A 16,124-nucleotide genomic window follows, 5' to 3' on the forward strand; every position below is an offset into this window, starting at 1 on the left:
AAGCCTGGAAAGATGAACGCACGCAAGCCCACATGCTGGAGCGAAGAAATCGCCCAGCCAGCCCACATACGACGCCTTTCGCTCCCCGCTTTTGGCTCGCCGCTAATGGCCTGCAGCGCCCGTTTTTGGGGCGCGCAGGAGTTGTGCTCTGGCCGGTATCCGGGCTTGCGAGACTTGATGCGTCGTCTTCCCAGACCTCAAGAGTCCAGTGACTGGCGCCCCCGCATTTGGAGACCCCCTGACGCACCCACACTCGCCTACCGTTGCGGGGGCAGCCGAGGCTTGCGAGGCAGCGAATTCACGCGGCCTCTACCTCGTTCCCGTTTAACTCACACCATGCGGTCTGAGCACCTGAGCAGGATTCAATGGAATTTCTTGACTAGGCCTCGGCCTCCTCCGCCGCGTCGGCAGCGGCGGGCTCCAAAGGTTCATCCAAGGTGGCCTGGATATAGGCCTCGGGCAGGCGATGCTGGGCCGCCAGTTGCGCCAGGCTGGCACCGGCGGCGTAGTCGGCCTGCAAAGTCTCCAACCAACCCAGCAAGCCGGTGCTTAGGGATCGCCCCGCCTTCTCGCCCGCCAGCGTGCTGCCGCCCTCTTCCAGATCGTATTTATTGGCATAACCCCGCGGCGTCACCATCAAGCCGTGGCGCACAAAGGTATTGCTATTGCCGATCAGCACGGTGCTGAGCATGCCGATGTCGGCCTCGGCCATATGGTCCAGCGTGGTGAACTCGATGCGTTCACGCCTGCGGTAAGCGCTCTTGACGATGGCCACGGGCGTGTCGGGCCGACGGTGGCGCAAAAACAGGCGCTGGGCCTCAACGATCTGGCGGGTTCGGCGGCCGCTCTTGGGGTTGTAGAGCGCCACCACAAAGTCCGCGTAGGCCACCGCATCCAGGCGACGCGCAATCGTCGGCCAGGGGGTGAGCAGATCGCTCAAGGAGATGGAGCAAAAGTCGTGCGTAAGCGGCGCACCCACGCGCGAAGCGCAGCTGTTGATGGCACTGGCGCCCGGGATGATTTCGACTTGCACAGCATGATCTGGCGTCCAACCGGCCTGGAACAGCACCTCGTAGGTCGGCCCGGCCATGCCGTAGACACCCGCATCGCCGGACGAAATCAGGGCCACCTTCTTGCCGGACTCGGCCGCCTCCAGGGCGCTGATGGCGCGGTCCAGTTCCTCCGTCATGCTTTTGCGGATGATCTCCTTGCCTTCCAGCAGATCGGCCACCAGCTTGATATAGGTGACATAACCGATCACCACATCGGCCTCGGCAATCGCGTCGCGGGCGCGCTGGGTCATATGCTCCACGCTGCCCGGGCCAATGCCCACCAGCATGATCTTCCCAGCCTGGGCCAGGCTTGGTTCCTGTGGTTCTGTCATCGATTCATTCCTCTCGTCGATCCAGGGCGACCGAGACGGTGGCATTGCGGCCATCGGCGCCCTGGTATTTGAATTTTTCCAACAGCAAATCGCCCAGCCCGCCCTGCCCGAGCAACAAGGCCGCGGCCTCGCTGACTGAAGGGCTGCCTGTGAAGCGCCTCACCGTCTCGGACGGATTGGGCACCGTCACCTCCTCCAGCGCGGCCGCGCTGTAGAACTGCAGCGGCCAGCCGCGTTGCTCGGCTAGGCGCAGCAAGCCTTGTTCATCGGCCTTCAGATCAATGCTGGCCGCACCGCTGACCTGGCCAGGCAAGCAGCCCAAACTGGACAGGGCCTGGTCCACCGCATGAGCGAGCGTCTCCAGCGGCGTGCCGCGGTCGCAACCCAGGCCCAGGGTCAAGCGAGTGCCGAGCTTCATGCCTGTGGCGGCCGGTAAACCACCAAGCGCTCCTGCATGTGCTGCCAAAGCTCCGGACTGACTTCGGCGTGGGTCACCCAGAGCACGGCCTTGTAACGCGCCAGATCCACATCCACCAACTGCTTGAAACAGTGGATATTGGCCGGCAGCGGCGTGGGCCGGGTCCACCAGTTCGGGCTGCCGGCCTCTTGCACAAACGCGATAGGCTCTTCGTTCACCACATGGGCCGAAACGCGGGTGATATTGATCTTGGGGGCTTCCACCGTCCAACCCAGCTCGCGGCCCAGGATGTCGACTGGAATGGTCTTGCCCACATCGGAGGCCGTGGTCAGAACGGGAGTGGCCTCCAAGAGTGCAGCGATCTCCAGCGCCATGGCGTTGGCCCCGCCCACATGGCCGGACAGCACCGGGATGACGAACTCGCCAGCATCGTCCACCACCACCACACCGGGGTCCTCATCCTTGCTTTTCAGGTGTGGGGCGATCAGGCGCACAACGGCGCCCAGGGAGACGAAGAAAACAATCTGATCGAAGCGCTCGAACAGGCCCGCGATCTCGTCCTTGAAGGCGCCGTCGTAGACCTGCAAGGGGTTCGCCAGCCCCTCCATCTGGGCTGAAAATTTGGCCGAGACGCAGAGCTCGGCGGCTGGCAGCTGGGCCGCCAGCTTGGCCACTTGAGCGGCCCCATGTTTGGTGATGGCGACGAGGACGGTACGGGGTTTTGTGATGCTCATATTCTTGTGGGCGGGTCAGGACCCGTCCTCCGTGTTGTTGGACTGGGGCGCAGACTTCTTCTTGCAGCCCTTGATCCGCTCTCCGCGTTGGCGCTGATCGTTCTTCACCAGAAGGAGAGAGAGGTAATTGACCTTGCTTCCGCGCAGGCTCAGCAGCTCCGCCCCGCGCAGCACCCGCTCCTCCGGCGCACCGGCCTTTTCAACAAAGCAGCCTTTTTCCAGCAGTTGGCGGCGTTCCAGCAGATCGATCAGCTCATCGATCAAGGGTTTGACCTTCATCAGGACCAGGGTGTCGAAGTCGTCCAGCAGACGTTCCACCATCTCCACCCCGTAGGCCGCGGGCACGATGGCCACGGTGTCGTCTTGCTCGGAGAAGGGAATCTGCAAGCGCGCGCACGAGGCGTGAAAGCTAGTTATGCCGGGAATGATCTCGACCTGCAACTCAGGTGCCAAGCCACGCAGCGTGCGTTCCAGATGGCCGAAGGTGGCGTAGGTGGAGGCATCGCCCTCGACCAGGAAGAGCACATCGCGCCCGCTTTGCAGCACCGGCAAGACTTGAGTGGCGGCGCGCAGCCAGGCGCGGGCCAGCTTTTCGGCGTCATGCGTCATCGGGAAGACCAGGGCCTGGGCGTCGGCCGGCAGCGCCAGACCACTTCGCTGAGCGATGGCCAGGGCATAGCTTTCGGTCTTGAGCGAACGCAGCGGGTAGGTCCACAGCGGCTCGGCACGCTGCAACTGGTCCCAGGCCCGGCGAGTGATCAGATCGGCAGCGCCGGGGCCTAGCGAGACACCGATCAATCGTCCCATCAAACGGCAAGTCGGCGCGCTCATGGTTCAACCACCGCCTGTGCGCAGACAATCCACACCGGGTTTTCCGCCGCCATGCGATGCATATGCAGGATGGGTTTGCTGCGCGAAGCCTGCAGCTGCAAGACATCCCATTGCACGCCGGCCGCATTCAAGGCCTCGACCGCCGCGGCCAGGTTTTCGATGGTGACGAAATTCATCACCAGCATGCCCTGAGGCTTGAGTCGGCACAGGATCAGCTCGATCAGCTGGGCCAGCTCGCCGCCGGAGCCGCCGATGAAGACTGCGTCCGGATCCGGCCAATCCTCCAGCCCAGCAGGCGCCTTGCCCTGCTGCAAGCTGTAGTTGGACAGCGCCATGGCCCGGTGATTGCGCCCGGCAATGGCGAAGTCCTCGGCGTTCTTCTCGATGGCATAGACATGACCTTCGGAGCACAGGCGCGCGGCCTCTAAACCCACCGAGCCGGAACCGGCGCCGATGTCCCAGATGATGCTGTTCAAACGCAACTGCATGCGAGCCAAGGACACGGCTCGCACCTCTTGCTTGGTGATCAAGCCCTTCTCGGGCTGGCGTTGCTCGAATGTGCTGTCCGCCAAACCCAGCAAGACCGGCCGGGGCCGCGGCTTGAGGCGCAGGAGTAGCACGATGTTCAGCTCGGCAAAGCGCATCTGCGCCACCTCGGCCGCGCTCAATTCGGCACGCACCCGCTCACCAGGCTGGAGGAGGGACTCAGCCACCGCGATCTGAAACTCTTCGCCCAGGCCCTCAAGCAGCAGCATGCGGGCGATGCGATCGGGGCTGTTGTCCGGGCTGGTCAGCACGGCCACGCGTTCATGCGAGCGCAGCGTCTGCATCAGCTCGTACAGGCCGTGCGAGGCCTGGGCGCCAACCCGCCATTCGCCCGCATCACGGGCATGGATAGAGCAAAGCTTGATGGACTGCCAAGGGAGCCCTAAGCGAGCGCAAGCGATCTGCACGGCACTCAAATTGGGCAGCACCTCCAGCGCGTCCACGCACAGACGCGCCGCCAGATAGCTGGCGATGCCGAAGAAGAGCGGGTCGCCCGTAGCCAGAACCACGCAGCGCTTGCCCACGCTCTGCGCCTGCCGAACCCAGTCGGGCACCTGGCTCAGGCCCACGCCCAGATCCAGACGCTCAGCCGTGGGCGCGATTTGTGATTCCAGCAACGTCAAAGTGCGACGAGCACCGATGACGCACTCAGCCTCGCGCAAGTGGCCCAGGGCCACGCCGCTGAGACTGGCCACCCCGTCATCCAGCACGCCGATGACGCGGCAACGCGGCCCGCGGGTGAAGCGCTGGCCTTCGTAGCTCAAGTCTTCCCCGTCGATCACTTCTTCTTGTGTTGTATCCATGGCTCTTCCTGGTCTTTCTCTATTAGCACTGCGCCTCGGCCAGCTTGCGACCATCAAAGTCGCACACCAACACGGTCAGGCGGAAGCGCCCGGGGTAGCGACCCAGCACGGTCTGCACCACCTTCTCGGCCAGGGCTTGGTGGAACTCCAGCACCAGGCCCAAGGCCTCGACGCGTTCGCTGGCATAGCGCGCCGTCTCGGCGTTGCGGATGTCTTCGCAGACCTCGGGCGGCACGCCGATGCCGGCGCACAAATCCGCCAGCAAGCCGGTGTCCACCTCGGCGCGACCGGCATGGGTGATCGTCTCGCCCTGGGCGATCTTGGTCAGCTTGCCCACCATGCCGCCGATCACCACATGCGGGAGCTTGGCCTTGACGGCCGCATCCAAGGCGTATCGCAAGAAATCACCCATCTGCACAAAACAGGCTTGCGGCAGCTCAGGAAACTGCTCCATCAAAAACTTCTCGGTGCGCCCGCCGGTCGTCAGGGCCACCATGCCCGCACCTGTCGTTCCAGCCACCTGCACGCCCTGCACCACACTGGCCCGGTAGGCCGCGGTGGAGTAAGGCTTGACGATGCCCGTGGTGCCGAGGATGGAGATACCACCCAGGATGCCTAAGCGCGCATTGAGCGTCTTCCTGGACATCTCCAGTCCTTGCGGCACCGAAATCGTCACCTCCAGACCCACCTCATCCAGCAAGGCGGCCCCCACCTCGCGCACGTTGTCTTCGATGTTCTGGCGCGGCACCGGGTTGATCGCCGGCCCGCCCACGGCCAGGCCCAAGCCCGGCATGGTGACCGTGCCCACGCCCTCGCCGCCCAGCAGCAAGACCTGACCCTGCAACTCGTGGCACACCCGCACATCGGCGGTGAGATGGGCTTTGTCGGTGCAGTCAGGGTCGTCGCCCGCGTCTTTGATGACCATGGCGTGGGCTTGGTGCAAATCACAAGCCCCGTCATTGACCGCAAAACTCACCCGCTGGCCATTGGGCAGCAGGCATTCCACCAACTCAGGCACACGGCCATTCAGCAGGCCCAGCACGGCGGCGCGTGCGGCTGCAGCCGAGCAAGCACCGGTGGTGAAGCCGGTGCGCGTTCCGCGCTTGACGGTCTTGTCCATCATGAACGGTGCAAGCCCTTCTCTGCCTGCTCAGCCGCTTCGGCCAGACCCAGCAAGGCGTGGATGGCCGCCACCACCAGCGTGGAGCCGCCCTTGCGACCACGAATGATGATCCACGGCACCTCGCTCAGCTCGGCCATCAAATCCTTGCTCTCCGCCGCCGAGACAAAGCCCACCGGCATGCCTACCACCAGCGCGGGTTTGGCCCCCTCTTCGCGGACCAGGCGCACCAGCTCGATCAAAGCCGTGGGCGCATTGCCTATGCCCACGATGGCGCCATTCAACAGACCATGGACATGGGCTTTGCGCATGGCTTGAACAGCGCGGGTCGTGCCCTCGATGGTTGCGCGTTCAATCACATCCGCATCGCTGATGAACTGATAACCGACGATGCCGAAGTGGCTCAGCCGTGGACGCGAGAGGCCCACGCAAATCATCTCTACATCGGCGACCACCCGGCTGGCACGGCTGCAGATAGCGGCTACACCGGCCGCCACCGCCTCGGGGTGAAAGTCAGTCAGGCCGTTGAAGTCAAAGTCTGCATTGGCGTGGATCATGCGACGCACCACCGGCCATTGCTGGGCGTCATAGGCGTGCGGGCCGACTTCGCGGTCGATCACCGCAAACGAGTCATGCTCGATGGCCCGCCCAGCGGCGGTCAGCTGCTCGGTGATGGTGTTGAGATTAGGCAGGACGGCGCTCATGCCGGGGCATGCTCATGCGGGTGGGCATGCGGGTGGGCGTGGGCGTGGGCGTGCGGGTGCGGGTGCGGGTGCGGGTGCGGGTGCGGGTGATCGTGTGCATGGTCATGCGAATGCCCATGGTTGTGATCATGCGTATACACCTCCTGGCCATGGTGGTGTCCGCCATGGCCCAGGGTGATGGCTATCTCGCGGTATTTGCAACCGTCGCAAGGCATCAGGGCGGCCGGTGCTTCATTGCGCAAGTCTTGCGCACGTTGTTCCAGCAGCTCGAATATCTCTTTCTCAGCACCAAAGTAGTCGCCCAGGGCGAAGCGGATCTGCGGGTATTGCTGGCGCAGATGCTCGACCTGACGCTGGATGCGACTGATCAAGGTACCGCTGAAGAGGTAGTAAGGCAGCACCACCACCTGGCTCATCATCTGCAAGGACTGGCGCTGCACCACTCGCTCCAAGCGCGGGAAGGTGATGCCGGTGAAGGCGATGTCCACCAACTCGTGGTCGCCCTCCTCATGCAGCCAGCGCGCCATCTTGGCCACATCACCATTGGCCTGGCGGTCCGAGGCGCCGCGGCCCAGCAGCACGACGCCGGTGCTGTGCGGATCGGGCATATCCAAGCTCATCATGGCCTGGCGCAGGCGGCGCTTGAGCAGGGCCAGAATGGGATCGCAGGCGCTCAGATGCGGGGCATACAGAAACCGTGTATCGGGGCAATCCAGGCGAGCCGAGTCAATCGCTTGCGGAATGTCCATCTTGACGTGGCCGGCCGCGTTGAGGATCAGCGGCAGCACCAGCACCCGCTGGGCGCCCTGGGCGGCGTGCCGCAGGCCGGCGTGCAGCATAACCGGTGCGAACTCGATGAAGCAGACCTCGACGCGCCAGCCGGGCTGGCGGGAGCGCCAGGCATCGGCAAAACGCTCGATTTCCTCGTTCGCCCCGGCCTCCCGGGAGCCGTGGCCCACCAGCAGCACGGTTTCCGTGCCATGCAGATTTGTAGTCGTCATGTTTGTTCTTCTTGAGCGGTTTGCGGCAGCGCCGAGGCGCGGCGGAATTTGTGGGTGAAGCTGGAGTCATAGAGCTTGGACTTGGCCAACTCCGGCCAGTGGCGCGAGCCAAGGGTGGGGCTCGCGATGATCATGGATTGGCTGACGATGCCCGCGTCGCGGCAGCGCTGCTTCACATCGGCCAGAGTGGCGCGAACAATCTGCTGCTCACCCGGCCAGGAGGCTTTGTGCACCACCAGAATCGGCGCATCCTCGGCCCAGCCGGCGGCAAGCAACTCGGCCGTGACCTTACCCAGCAAGGTGATGGAAAGAAAGATGCACAGGGTGCAACGGTGCGCGGCCAGGGCCGCCAGATCCTCGCCCGGCGGCACGGGCGTACGCCCTTCGACGCGGGTGAAGATCACGCTCTGAGTCAGCTCCGGCAAGGTGAAAGTCTCCACCGCCGCCGCCGCCGAGGCCATGGCTGAGGACACGCCAGGCACCACCCGCAAGGGCACACCGACCGCATCCAGGGGCTGAACCAGTTCCATCAGCGCACCGTACAGAGCTGGATCACCCGTCTGCAGGCGCAACACGGTTTCATGCCTGGCGGCGCGCTCGATCAGCCAGGCCGACATCTGCTCGAGCGTCATGCCCTTGGAATCGGCGATCTCGCAGCCGGGCGGCGCCCAGCGCGTGGCTGCCACATCGACCAGGGAACCGGCGAACAGAATGGCGCCGGCGCGCGCTATCAGCTCACGGCCCTTGACGGTGATCAGATCCGGGTCGCCCGGGCCGGCACCAACAAACCAGACGGTGCCAGGTCTTGCCCCCTGCTCGCTCACGCCAGGGTAGCTCGAGAAGTGAAGCTGAAGTCAAAGCACAGACGGGCCAGGGCATAACGACGCAGGGCACCGGCCGGGCGCAAGAGCCACAGAATCGCCAGCGTGAACAGAGGCTCAACAACCAACCAGGGCAGATAGGCCACGGCAAAACTGGCCCAGTCGGCGAAGGCGGTTTGAGTCTGGCCCAGGGCAAGCCAGAAGCCCACCATGGCCACGACGCCACTGTAAAACGCGGTGTCCAGCTTGACCAAAGTGGCCACGCCGATGGGCTTGTCCTTGTTGCCCACGAGACGGCGAGCCAAACCGTAGTGCATCAACATCAAGGGCAGCATCAGCGACAGGGAGTTGACGGCCAGATGCACCAGATCTTGCGGCTCAAACACAAGACCTTGCAGCAGCAGCCCCAGGGCTAGGCCCAGCAGCGTGGGCACAAAACCAAAGCTCAGGTAGAGCGGAATGGCGCCCAGGAAATGCAGCTCCGACGGACCCGCCTTCATATGGAAGATCTGCATGAAGACCGAGAAAAACAGCGCCGCCAACAAGGTGCGCAAGGCCAGCGCCGGCTGCTTAAGCAGGCGCGGCACATAACAAGCCAGGACAGCGGTGGCGGCAACGGCCGCGAACAAGAGTTTGGCGGGGGCGATCAAGCCGGGTTCGATATGCATGGAACAAAACTCCTTGCGCCCCCCCTTGAAAACGAAGAGGCGGCAGTTGTCAATGAATCCGACGCTTACAAGGCCTTCGCCCATGCAGCAGCCAGACCCGGGAAGATGGATCCAAAAAAAAAGGGATGAGAAACTCGCAGCAACGCGGCTGCGCAGCCGGTCAGCAAAGCTGACAAGCCAGGGGCTAGTTCTGGATGATTGAGGACATGATGGAGCCCGACCAAACGCGCCGACCCGCTTCCCCGCAGGTCATGCACAGAATGAGCACGTGCATGCACACGACTCGCTGTGTTGGCCGGTATCCGGGCTCGTGGAAATCAACCTATCCCCTTCCCAGACGGCTGAGCCATCCAGTGGGACTTCGACAGGCCTGAGGCGCAGCTTGCGCTCGCACTCTTCCACTTACCGTTGCGGGGGCAGCTTGACTTTCGGAGAACACTCCATGCGGAGACTCACCTTGCCAATTCCCGTTTAACTGCGCGCCTTGAGTAGGCGAAGCAAGCACCAACGGTCCTAATGGTAATGCATTTACACAGCTTGCAACATGAATCACTTCCGGGGGCTGCACGACGCCCAGAAAGTTGGGAAAACTTCAAGGGGTCCCAAGGAGAAGTATGAATAAAAGTGCAAGCCCAAGGTCGTTAAGTGTTTTTTGGCTGGCGAGGGTGGCGAATGCGAATCCTGGGTGTGGGCGTGCGAGACCGAAAAGTCGGTCAGCATGCCCACGGTTAAAGTCAGTTGTGCGCACTCTCGGAGTGTCCGGCATCAGCTTGAAACGCTGTCCTCGATCAATTTGAAATGGTGACACTCTCAGCCTGGTCGGACGTGAATTCCATTCGCCCCTTGCCTTTGCGTTTTGCAAAGTACATGGCACGGTCAGCGCTGTTGAGTAAGCAATCTTTGGATGTGCCGTTGTCCGGAAACAGTGAAACGCCCGCGCTGGCCCCAACACTGACCTTTTGCCCAGAAGCCAAAAGAACCGGTTCTGCAATTGCATCCAGCATCCGTGAAACAACCTGCTCGACTTGCCTGGGGCCCTCCAATTCTGAAAGCAGAACAACAAACTCATCGCCGCCCAGCCTAGCCGCGACATCACCGCTTCTTATGCAATGTTGAATACGGCGAGAGACTTCTACAAGCAGCCGATCACCTGCCTCATGCCCCCATGCGTCATTGATCGCCTTAAATCCGTCGAGATCAATGAATACGACCGCCAATCGCGTCGCTGCACCCTTCGCCTGAACAATTGCTGCACCAAGAAGTGCGTCTAGCGTGGATCGATTGGCGAGTCCAGTCAGAGAGTCGTGCTTTGCAAGATGTGTCGCTTGGACTTCGCGCGCTCTCACACTGGAGATATCAACCATGACCCACATTGAGAGGCCGTCAGGCAGTTGTACTCCGCTGAGGTCGATCCACACGGTACTCCCATCTTTGCGCCGCATAGGCAGCTCCAGGCGGGCCCTCTCACCAAGCGCTAGCCGCGGGTAAGTCTCACCAACCAACTCATATGCTGAGTCATCCAGATACAGCAGCCGAACCGACTGACCGACAAGTTCCTCGGGCGCGTAGCCGAAGATGGCGGCCAAAGCTCGGTTGTGCCATGTGAACACTCGGCGGTGAAACTTGGCGATGCCGACCAATTCGTTGTCGAGCATGAGGTGCTGCTCCGCCGCCAGTTGATTGAGGGCCGCTTGCGACGCAATCAACTCCTTCTGTCGACGCCCCAACAATGCAATCACAGTGACGATAAGGACGACAATGAAAACACCAATGCCCGTCAACTGGCTAGCTGACTTGCGCCACGGCCCGAAATAGTGGTCAGTATCGATTCCAACAAGAACCTGCAAGGGATGCCCACTGACTCTTTGGTAAGCCGACACGGTTTCGGAGCCTTCCAGGCCTGCCTTCGAAATTACGAGGCCACGGTTAGGCGACTGAGAAATAACGGTCCGCAAGTCATAGGATATGTTGGAAGCCCCGAGTCCAAGTTCCTGTTTTGCGGTCTCCGGGGTGTATCGGGCTATCAGTCGTAGCGTCCCAGACCGCAGTGAAATCGTTCCGCGAGGTCCAATCTTGACGTCATCAAAGGTGTCAACGAAATGCGCTGAAGAGACGACCGCATAGACCACGCCTAGAAACTTACCATCGGCAGAGATTATGGCTCTGGCCAAAACCATGCCCCATTTCTGGATAACACGCCCCTGTTGCGGCTCAGAGATCACCAGCGCCCCTTGAGCACGGCGCGCTTGCTCAAAATAGTCCCGGTCTGCCACAGAAGCATCGTCAGTTTGCCCGGTGTTCAGCACCAACCCGTTCTCATCTGTAACTCTTATCGCGTCAACCTGCGGCACGAGGCGAAGTTGGTCCGAGACGATCATCTTCAGCGCCTCTGGCCCAGTTCTGTCGTACCGAGATGCGTGCTCTAGAGCTTGAACAACTGTGACCAACGCGTTGTCAATCAGACGTATTTCAGTTTCAACGGTCAGGCCAACCATCTGTGCCAGTATCTGCGCAGCTTGGTTTGCCCGGTCGCTATAGCTTTCGTAGCTAGTACGAAGTGCCCAATAGATGGTACCTACGACAGCTCCGATGAGAATGCATGCCCCAGCGGCAAAGAGCCTTGGAGTTCTCTCTCGCTTGCTTTTCAGCTTTTCAATTTCAGGCATGTCAGCGCGATCTAGCAGAAGGACTCTTAACGCGGATTGCTGAGGCGAGAATCACTTTGGTTTGCTCCTCGTTTCATTATGCGGCGCCACTCGGCATAAACGCCCAAACTTTAAGCTGTCACCAGGCTGGGTACGAACGAAAATTTGAATCGCCCAGTTTTTTAAACTGACCCTAAGAAGTTAGACAAACTTCAAGGGGTTCCATGGGGCCACTGCAGACTTAAAAGCAGGTCTTCGCGACCTCTTCAGCCTGGCATAAGAGCCGCTGCGCGAGACACCGCGCGCCCCGCAAATCACCACCGCCGGCCAGCCCCCCGGTGCTCCGCCACGAACTTGAACATCGCAATGACTCCTTTGCAAAGCAGGCCGCGGCACCTTTCAAAATGTCGCGCTCCATCTTGAGTTTGGCCACTTCCTTCTTAAGCCGCTCAATCTCGGACTACTCAGGCTTCATCATGCCTTTACCTGGAAATGCCTGCTGCGGATCGGCTGCCACCTCAGGTATCCATGTCCGCAGCATCGTCTGGTGAATGTCCAAGTCACGCGCTGCCTGCGTGATCGACTCAATGCGCTCCTTGACCAGCTTCAACGCCTCCACTTTGAACCCCCGGATGAATTGCCGCCTTGCTACCACAAACAAGCTCTCAGATCGAGCCATGGTTGGCGATCTCAATAACGGCAAAGGTCAACTCATCCCAGAACATGCACCACAAAAGACACAAAGCGACTTTTTCAAAAAAATGGGCATGATCCCGACTGTGGAGAGCGGCGCTCGGCCTTGCTCGATGCGAGTTGCCGAGGCCAGACGCATACGTCATTTGAACCAGCGCGGGTCAACTGAACCTGTGTTTTCAGCCGTGCAGCTCGTCTTGCTGTTGTTGGCCGACGCAGCCAAGAAGAACGGCGCCAAAACTTCGCATTCCACAATAAAAAAGGGCGGCCTGTTACCAAGCCGCCCTGAAAAGCTGCGTCCCTATGAGACCGCCTTGCAACAAATGGCTCCTTAGAGCGCGTACTTCATGACCAGAGACAACTGATTGCGATCAGTGAATGGGCGGTAGGTCAACAAGTCCAACGAGGGAGAGCCGAGGAAGCCCTGATAGGTCAAGCCCACCGAGAAGTTGCCATGCCTGGTGAAGGTGGCACCCAAGGCGTAGCGCGTGTCGCCTTCGCCACCCACGCCACCCAGAATGGTGCGGCCCTTCAGTTGCCGAGAAACGCTGATCGGCACGCCCAGATCCCAGCCTTCGAAGACGCCGGGATAGCTCAGCGACAAGGTGCCCGAGATGGCCAAACCTCGATTGGTCTTGAAGGACAGCTGATCGCTCTCCCCAAAGCCAAAGTTCGCCGGGAAGGCTTCAGCGCCAGGCGCTTTGCGCGCCGTTACATTGCCCACCTTCACGTAGGAGATTTCACCCAGCAACAATGCACTATCGGCCAAAGGCGTACGCCCGGCGTTGTAGAAGGCGTTCAGGTTGAGCTGAGTCACATCAGCGCGCGTGGGGCTGGGCATGGTGGCATTCGTGGCCGGGTTCACCACCGTATTGACCAGCGCTGGGGCGCCCCGCTTGTGCGACAACTCGCCCGCAAAGGCCACCGCACCCACCGTGGTGTTGAATGAAGCGCCCAGGAGCGGAATATTGTCGAAGTAGCGGATGCGATAGCTGCCGTTGCCAATCTGCTTGATGCCGCCGAAGGCCGCCTGCAGCGGCGCAGGAATCGCCGTGCCAGGGGTGAAGGCATTGATCTCGGGCAGCGGCGTGCGGTCGTGATAGTTCAGGTAGTAAAAGCCTAACTCGGTGTCATCGCTGATCCGAACTCGCGTCCCCAAGCCCCATTGCCCGGTCTTGCTCGGCGTGATGTCCGCGCCACGAACACCGAAGGAGCAGCCATTGAAGCCTGCAAACAAGGGCGGCACCTGCGGAATCGCGGTGTAGGGGCCGAGGCAGTTAGCACCTGGGCCGGTGGCGTCGGACGCACTCATGAAGCTGCCCGGTGCGGCGGCCAGAGTTTCCTGCCAGTTGAACTGCGCATGGGCCATCAAGGACCAATTCGGGTTCACCTCAAGAATGGCGGAGATCTGATCTTCCGGAAGCAACTGGTCCTTGGTTTCGGTGCCCGGCACACCGGTCTTGGTGCCATCCGCGGGGCCTTGCGCCAGCGAGATGCCGGGGAAGAACAGGGCCTCGCCCCAGGACACCACATGCCGGCCACCGCGCAGCGTCAAGCGTCCGACACTGCCTGTGTCCACCGATGTGTAGCCATAAGCATCCAGGATGCGGCTATAGCCGCCGTGGTAGCGCTTGGCTTCAGGCGTGAATTCATTGAACGGCGCGGGCTTGTTCACGCCCCCTGGGTTGTTGGCCGCCGGGTTGTTGTCGTTGGCGCGCCGATAGGCCGCGTCGTAGAAGCTGCTGGCGGACAGCACAACGCCGCTATCGCCCCTGAACACCTTGGCATCAAAGTTGAGAGCCAGTCGATTGGCCGTGTTGGCGTGATACGCGAAATTGCTGTCGCCGTCATTGCCGCCTGAATTGCTGACACGGCTGGTCAAGAGCGGATCCGGCTTGGACATGCGCATCGAGTTGGTATAAGTGCCGGTCAGGCGCCAGTCCAGCTTCACGCCGTCGCTCAGCTCGATGGTCTCACCCGCCTGCGAGGCAGCGCACAAACTCAAGGCCAGGGTCGCGGCCGCCAGCGCTGGCAGCGTTTTTTTCATTTGCATGGCTGTTGTCTCCTGATTGCGGTCAATTGCCGGCGGCTCGGGCCGCATCTGGGGTGAACATGTCGGGCGTCAAATTGCCCTTGTTCAACAGGGGGCCGATGGGGCGTTCCTGGAACAGGTTGTAGGCCACGTAGCCACCCGAGTTCATGTCGTAGAAGAAGCTGTTACCGGAGTGCCAAGCCTGCGTGTCCGGCGTGTAGTAGTAGCCGGCGACGGCGTGCTGCCACAGCTGCTGGCGAGCGTCGTAGAGATCGGTCAGCACGGCATGCCAGGTGTCCTCATCAAGGAACAGCACGCGCTTGCCGAAGAGATGGCGGAACCCTTCCTTCAGCGACCCCTCCACCACCCAAACGCGCCGCAGCTCATAACGGATCAGATCCGGATTGGCGTGCCCTGGCTTGAGCAAATCGGCGTACTTGACGGTATTGGCGTGCAGGCCAAAGGTGTTGGCCGGCACATAGACCTCGCGCTTGCCCACCAGCTTCCAGTTGTAGCGCTCGGGCGAACCGTTGAAGAAGCGGTCAGCATCGGTGGTCATCTTGCCGCCGGTACCTGGCATGGGATTGTCGAAGCCGAACAGCGGCACTTGGCGCACGCGCCGTGTGCCCGGGTCATAGGACCAAGCAAGGCGTTTAGAGACACCAAAATTGACCGGCTCTGAGGACACGCTGACCGTGCCCTTTTCTCGCTCCGGCAGCATGATCACATTGAGCGTTTGCGCCATCACGCCTTCGAGCGGCTTGCCGATGTCTTCGGGCTTGTTGGTGTGATCCATGCTCTTGTTTTCGGCACGCCCAAAAGCCACGCTACCGCTGGACAAAACGTTGGCGGTGTCACGGATGGTGTGCTCGTTGAACGCACGGAAGGGCAAGAGCATATTGAACAGGGCTTCGTTGCCACTCTTGGGGATGGGGAAGGCCACCGCGCCCTTGAATGACTTCACGCCCAGGCCGTCGGCGTTCATCTCCGACTCCAGCGCGTTCTTCTTCGCCACTGCGCACATGCTGTCCGGATAGCGGAAGTCCCGGTGCCCGGGATAGACCACGATGCGATAGGTCTTGGGGTACTTGGCAAACATGGCCTTCTGACCGTCGGTCAGGCGCTCGGCATGCTGGGCCATGTTTTCACTGCTGATGGTGAACAAGGGCTTTTCGCCGGCATAGGGGTCAACTGGATGTTGGCCGACGTGAGGCGTGTACTTCATGCCAGGCGGCACGCCCTGCCATTTGCCGACGTACTCGGGCACGCCGCTGGCGCTACCGGCTTTTTCGGCACCCACGCAGGTGAGGGACTTGCCCAACTTGTCCGCTTCGGCGGCAGGCACCTTGGCCGAAGCGCCAGCTGCCAGTAGCAGGCTGGCGGCAATGGCTGCCGGCACATGGATCATCGATCTCTTCATCTGTGTCTCCTATTGGCGATCGTTCTTCAGAAATGTCAGAACTCGGGCTGAAAGGCTTCAGCACGCCCGCCTGGCCGCGCATGCGGGACATCCGGCGTTGAGCCCTCTGTGACAATTCATTGTTTGAGCGCGAGCAGCAATCTCCATCGTCTGATGGGACTACTGGCAATCCCCAAACGCGCGGGGAACGAACACAGCGCAGCCGGCACCTGAGATGCCTGAGCCATCCTGTTGCTTCATGGGGAGAGGAGAGAGAGAAGTCGGTGGGTTCCCGAGCATTAGCAAGGCGCACACCACAGCCATA

Annotated in this window: 14 protein-coding genes, 1 pseudogene and 2 riboswitches; of the genes and pseudogenes, 1 reads left to right on the top strand and 14 read right to left on the bottom strand. The window is 61.4% G+C overall.

Annotated elements, in window-relative coordinates:
- Window positions 1-133: 133 nt before the first annotated feature.
- Window positions 134-370: riboswitch (cobalamin riboswitch) on the bottom strand.
- Window positions 371-379: 9 nt separating this feature from the next.
- The 12 genes and pseudogenes from cobJ to AABB87_RS23110 form a co-directional block, all read right to left on the bottom strand.
- Window positions 380-1,384, bottom strand: a complete 1,005-nt coding sequence (cobJ, locus tag AABB87_RS15725; RefSeq protein ID WP_341972130.1) for a precorrin-3B C(17)-methyltransferase — start codon at window positions 1,382-1,384, stop codon at window positions 380-382.
- Between the two features lie 4 nt (window positions 1,385-1,388).
- Window positions 1,389-1,802 carry a cobalamin biosynthesis protein gene (locus tag AABB87_RS15730; RefSeq protein ID WP_341972131.1) on the bottom strand — a complete coding sequence of 138 codons (414 nt, stop codon included), beginning with the start codon at window positions 1,800-1,802 and terminating at the stop codon, window positions 1,389-1,391.
- Complete coding sequence (locus AABB87_RS15735) at window positions 1,799-2,536, bottom strand: cobalamin biosynthesis central domain-containing protein (protein WP_341972132.1); 738 nt, start codon at window positions 2,534-2,536, stop codon at window positions 1,799-1,801. The genes AABB87_RS15730 and AABB87_RS15735 overlap by 4 nt, the downstream gene beginning before the upstream one ends.
- Window positions 2,537-2,551: 15 nt before the next feature.
- The gene (cobI, locus tag AABB87_RS15740; protein ID WP_341972133.1) at window positions 2,552-3,367 is read right to left on the bottom strand and encodes a precorrin-2 C(20)-methyltransferase; all 816 of its coding nucleotides are present in this window, start codon (window positions 3,365-3,367) and stop codon (window positions 2,552-2,554) included.
- On the bottom strand, window positions 3,364-4,716 hold the full coding sequence (gene cbiE / locus AABB87_RS15745; RefSeq protein WP_341972134.1) for a precorrin-6y C5,15-methyltransferase (decarboxylating) subunit CbiE: 1,353 nt from the start codon (window positions 4,714-4,716) through the stop codon (window positions 3,364-3,366). Before cbiE ends, cobI begins: the two co-directional genes overlap by 4 nt.
- Window positions 4,717-4,738: 22 nt before the next feature.
- Window positions 4,739-5,839 (bottom strand): cobalt-precorrin-5B (C(1))-methyltransferase, encoded by a 1,101-nt coding sequence (locus tag AABB87_RS15750; protein WP_341972135.1) that lies wholly within the window; start codon window positions 5,837-5,839, stop codon window positions 4,739-4,741.
- Complete coding sequence (locus AABB87_RS15755; RefSeq protein ID WP_445944879.1) at window positions 5,836-6,540, bottom strand: precorrin-8X methylmutase; 705 nt, start codon at window positions 6,538-6,540, stop codon at window positions 5,836-5,838. Before AABB87_RS15755 ends, AABB87_RS15750 begins: the two co-directional genes overlap by 4 nt.
- Window positions 6,537-7,541, bottom strand: coding sequence for a sirohydrochlorin chelatase (locus AABB87_RS15760; protein WP_341972136.1), 1,005 nt, complete (start codon window positions 7,539-7,541; stop codon window positions 6,537-6,539). The genes AABB87_RS15755 and AABB87_RS15760 overlap by 4 nt, the downstream gene beginning before the upstream one ends.
- On the bottom strand, window positions 7,538-8,365 hold the full coding sequence (gene cobM / locus AABB87_RS15765; RefSeq protein WP_341972137.1) for a precorrin-4 C(11)-methyltransferase: 828 nt from the start codon (window positions 8,363-8,365) through the stop codon (window positions 7,538-7,540). The genes AABB87_RS15760 and cobM overlap by 4 nt, the downstream gene beginning before the upstream one ends.
- On the bottom strand, window positions 8,362-9,030 hold the full coding sequence (locus tag AABB87_RS15770; RefSeq protein ID WP_341972138.1) for an energy-coupling factor ABC transporter permease: 669 nt from the start codon (window positions 9,028-9,030) through the stop codon (window positions 8,362-8,364). The genes cobM and AABB87_RS15770 overlap by 4 nt, the downstream gene beginning before the upstream one ends.
- Window positions 9,031-9,306: 276 nt before the next feature.
- A riboswitch (cobalamin riboswitch) is annotated at window positions 9,307-9,554 on the bottom strand.
- A 264-nt stretch (window positions 9,555-9,818) separates the two neighbouring features.
- Window positions 9,819-11,696, bottom strand: a complete 1,878-nt coding sequence (locus AABB87_RS15775; RefSeq protein ID WP_341972139.1) for a bifunctional diguanylate cyclase/phosphodiesterase — start codon at window positions 11,694-11,696, stop codon at window positions 9,819-9,821.
- Window positions 11,697-11,930: 234 nt separating this feature from the next.
- Window positions 11,931-12,330, bottom strand: a pseudogene (locus AABB87_RS23110) (transposase); the annotation flags it as partial.
- A 22-nt stretch (window positions 12,331-12,352) separates the two neighbouring features.
- On the opposite strand from AABB87_RS23110, the gene AABB87_RS15785 reads away from it, so the two are divergent.
- Complete coding sequence (locus tag AABB87_RS15785; protein WP_341972141.1) at window positions 12,353-12,703, top strand: hypothetical protein; 351 nt, start codon at window positions 12,353-12,355, stop codon at window positions 12,701-12,703.
- On the opposite strand, the gene AABB87_RS15790 is transcribed toward AABB87_RS15785, so the two are convergent.
- Complete coding sequence (locus AABB87_RS15790; protein WP_341972142.1) at window positions 12,700-14,421, bottom strand: DUF1302 domain-containing protein; 1,722 nt, start codon at window positions 14,419-14,421, stop codon at window positions 12,700-12,702. The two genes, AABB87_RS15785 and AABB87_RS15790, sit on opposite strands and share 4 nt — an antisense overlap.
- A 22-nt stretch (window positions 14,422-14,443) precedes the next feature.
- Window positions 14,444-15,820, bottom strand: coding sequence for a DUF1329 domain-containing protein (locus tag AABB87_RS15795; protein WP_341972143.1), 1,377 nt, complete (start codon window positions 15,818-15,820; stop codon window positions 14,444-14,446).
- Between the last annotated feature and the right edge of the window lie 304 nt (window positions 15,821-16,124).

The organism is Roseateles sp. PN1, from assembly GCF_038419725.1.
Lineage (GTDB): Bacteria > Pseudomonadota > Gammaproteobacteria > Burkholderiales > Burkholderiaceae_C > Paucibacter_A.

Bases quoted from the DNA above. Each gene is read 5' to 3' on its own strand.
- cobJ (WP_341972130.1), bottom strand. From the start codon at position 1,384: ATGACAGAACCACAGGAACCAAGCCTGGCCCAGGCTGGGAAGATCATG.
- AABB87_RS15730 (WP_341972131.1), bottom strand. From the start codon at position 1,802: ATGAAGCTCGGCACTCGCTTGACCCTGGGCCTGGGTTGCGACCGCGGC.
- AABB87_RS15735 (WP_341972132.1), bottom strand. From the start codon at position 2,536: ATGAGCATCACAAAACCCCGTACCGTCCTCGTCGCCATCACCAAACAT.
- cobI (WP_341972133.1), bottom strand. From the start codon at position 3,367: ATGAGCGCGCCGACTTGCCGTTTGATGGGACGATTGATCGGTGTCTCG.
- cbiE (WP_341972134.1), bottom strand. From the start codon at position 4,716: ATGGATACAACACAAGAAGAAGTGATCGACGGGGAAGACTTGAGCTAC.
- AABB87_RS15750 (WP_341972135.1), bottom strand. From the start codon at position 5,839: ATGATGGACAAGACCGTCAAGCGCGGAACGCGCACCGGCTTCACCACC.
- AABB87_RS15755 (WP_445944879.1), bottom strand. From the start codon at position 6,540: ATGAGCGCCGTCCTGCCTAATCTCAACACCATCACCGAGCAGCTGACC.
- AABB87_RS15760 (WP_341972136.1), bottom strand. From the start codon at position 7,541: ATGACGACTACAAATCTGCATGGCACGGAAACCGTGCTGCTGGTGGGC.
- AABB87_RS15770 (WP_341972138.1), bottom strand. From the start codon at position 9,030: ATGCATATCGAACCCGGCTTGATCGCCCCCGCCAAACTCTTGTTCGCG.
- AABB87_RS15775 (WP_341972139.1), bottom strand. From the start codon at position 11,696: ATGCCTGAAATTGAAAAGCTGAAAAGCAAGCGAGAGAGAACTCCAAGG.
- AABB87_RS15785 (WP_341972141.1), top strand. From the start codon at position 12,353: ATGGTTGGCGATCTCAATAACGGCAAAGGTCAACTCATCCCAGAACAT.
- AABB87_RS15790 (WP_341972142.1), bottom strand. From the start codon at position 14,421: ATGCAAATGAAAAAAACGCTGCCAGCGCTGGCGGCCGCGACCCTGGCC.
- AABB87_RS15795 (WP_341972143.1), bottom strand. From the start codon at position 15,820: ATGAAGAGATCGATGATCCATGTGCCGGCAGCCATTGCCGCCAGCCTG.